The sequence below is a fragment of the Clostridium sp. genome, from assembly GCF_036646415.1.
Taxonomy (GTDB): domain Bacteria; phylum Bacillota; class Clostridia; order Clostridiales; family Clostridiaceae; genus Clostridium_J.
Genome location: NZ_JAVXMF010000058.1, coordinates 1 through 2,766 on the forward strand (window position 1 = coordinate 1; position 2,766 = coordinate 2,766).

At 28.7% G+C, this 2,766-nt stretch carries 2 protein-coding genes; one reads left to right on the forward strand and one right to left on the reverse strand.

The annotated features are described in order from the left end of the window. Positions 1 to 108: 108 nt before the first annotated feature. The gene (hcp, locus tag RSD37_RS16615; RefSeq protein WP_346947844.1) at positions 109 to 1,827 is read right to left on the reverse strand and encodes a hydroxylamine reductase; all 1,719 of its coding nucleotides are present in this window, start codon (positions 1,825 to 1,827) and stop codon (positions 109 to 111) included. 302 nt (positions 1,828 to 2,129) lie between these two features. On the opposite strand from hcp, the gene RSD37_RS16620 reads away from it, so the two are divergent. Continuing rightward, a complete protein-coding gene (locus RSD37_RS16620; protein WP_346947845.1) occupies positions 2,130 to 2,540 on the forward strand; it encodes a GNAT family N-acetyltransferase in 411 nt (136 codons plus the stop codon). Positions 2,541 to 2,766 lie beyond the last annotated feature (226 nt).

Below are 2,766 nucleotides of genomic sequence, written 5' to 3' on the forward strand. Positions count from 1 at the left end.
ATATGACAGGTGCTACAGTTCAAACAGATGGTGGATGGACATCTTTTTAAGAAACCTTATATAAAAGGAGCAGAAACTGCTAATCAGTTTCTGCTCCTTTAAATTATTCTATTGCTCTAAAAACATCTTTATATCATCTTCAACATTAGTTATACCACCGATTCCAAAGTTTTCAACTAAAACTTTAGCTACATTTGGTGATAAAAATGCTGGTAGAGTAGGTCCTAAGTGAATGTTCTTAACCCCTAAGTATAATAATGATAGTAATACTATTACGGCTTTTTGTTCATACCATGCTATATTAAATGATATTGGTAAATCATTTATATCTTCTAATTCAAATACTTCTTTAAGTTTTAAAGCTATTAATGCTAATGAATATGAATCATTACATTGACCTGCATCTAAAACTCTTGGTATTCCATTTATATCGCCTAATTGTAATTTATTATATTTATATTTTGCACATCCTGCTGTTAAAATTACAGTATCCTTTGGGATAGCTTTAGCAAAATCCGTATAATAGTTTCTTGACTTAGCTCTTCCGTCACATCCACCCATTACAAAGAATCTTTTTATTGCACCAGTTTTTATTGCATCTACAATTTTATCTGCAAGTGCAAATACTTGATTATGTGCAAATCCACCTATTATTTCACCTTTTTCTATTTGCTTAGGAGCCTTACATTTTTTAGCTTGCTCTATTATTACAGAGAAATCTTTGTCTGATTCTGAATTCCCTTTTATATGAGTACATCCAGTAAAACCAGATGCTCCAGTTGTGTATAATCTATCTTTGTAACTATCTTTTGGAGGTACTATACAGTTTGTAGTCATTAATATTGGTCCATTAAAACTTTCAAACTCTTCTTTTTGTTTCCACCAAGCATTTCCATAGTTCCCTACAAAATGAGAGTATTTTTTAAATGCTGGGTAGTAGTGAGCTGGCAACATTTCTGAATGCGTATATACATCTACTCCAGTTCCTTCAGTTTGTTTTAATAATAATTCTAAATCCTTTAAATCATGTCCTGATACTAATATTCCTGGATTATTTCTAACACCTATATTAACTTTAGTTATTTCTGGATGCCCATATGTTCCAGTATTTGCACTATCAAGTAAAGCCATTCCATCTACTCCAACCTTACCTGTTTCTAGTGTTAATTCTATTAGTTCTTCAATTGTAAGATTATCATCTAAAGTCTTAGCTAATGCACTTTGCATAAATGCATTTACTTCTTCATTGTCATATCCTAATGCATTAGCATGCTTCATATAAGCTGACATACCTTTTAATCCGTATATTATAAGTTCTCTTAAACTTCTTATGTCTTCATCTTTTGTAGCTAAAACGCCTACCTTTATAGATTTTTCATCTAATACTGAGTCTATTGATACTTGATCTTTTACAAATATAGCATCTTTTATCTTTTGTAATAATCCAACTTTAGCATCCATTTCTAATTTATTTGAAGCATTCCATAAAGCCGCCTCTGATAAATTATTTTTGTTTTTTAATGTAGCTAATAATCTTTCTTTTGTTTTTAAAGTTTCTTTTACTCTCTCGTAAAATACTTCATCATCAAAGTTTGCATTAGTTATTGTTGTAAATAGGTTTATAGTTACTAAGTTGTTAACTTCAGGGGCAATTAACTTTCCTTCTTCTCTAAGTCTAGTAGTAACCTCTGATAATCCTTTAGTTGTATATATTAATAAGTCTTGCATTCTTGCTAAATCTGGTGATTTACCACATACTCCGAACTTTGTACATCCTGTGCATCCTGCTGTCTCTTGACATTGAAAACAAAACATTTTATTTTCCATGTTATTTACCTCCGATTTATTTAAAGTTTATAATGTTCATTTGATGTACTCATTATATATTTTATCGGATAAGATTTCGGTAACATAGGTTACATATAAATAAATTAACTGTGCTTTAATGTGTTTTTAGAGAATAGTATTTTAAATGTCTGTTTTAGTGGACACTTTAGGAACTGTAAGTTCTGCTATAATTAACTTAATAATTATTATAAATGGCTAGTAGTGTTATTTTTTAGGGGGAGATAATTATAAATTTAGATAATTGTAGACTAGTTAGTCTAAATAGTGAAATATTAGAACATATATGTTCATGGAGGTATGAAAATCCCTATAATATATATGACTTATATTTGAATGACTACTTGGGGGATCGTTATTCTTGGGGAATAGAGCAATTTGTTTTAGAAGAAAATGATAATATAATTGCATATGTATCATGTCAAATAATAAAAGAAGATATGTGGGTTGGGTGGTCTTTGAGACCAGATTTATGTGGAAATAGAATAGGTAAAGATTTTGTAAAGAAATGTATAAATGAATTGATTATATTGAAAAAACACTATAAGAAAGATATATTTTTAAAAGTAATTAGTTGGAATACACGAGCTATAAAAGCTTACGAGAAATCAGGTTTTATATATTATGATAAATTAATACGTTTTGAAAATAGTAAGCCTGCTGAGTATTGTATAATGAAAATGAATATTAAATAAAGTAATGTAGGATCATATGCTCCTATTTTTAGTATTCAGAAAACATATGATTTAGTGAACATATCTAAAATAAATTAATATAGAAAAATAACAAGTCTTAAAATTAGTTACATATTTATAATAAAGTTAAGGCCATTAGAATCCAAATAAATGGATTCTAATGGCCTTTTTGGGTTTGTAAAATAAAGTGTGTATTCTTCCAAAGAATGGTGATAATTAAGATATT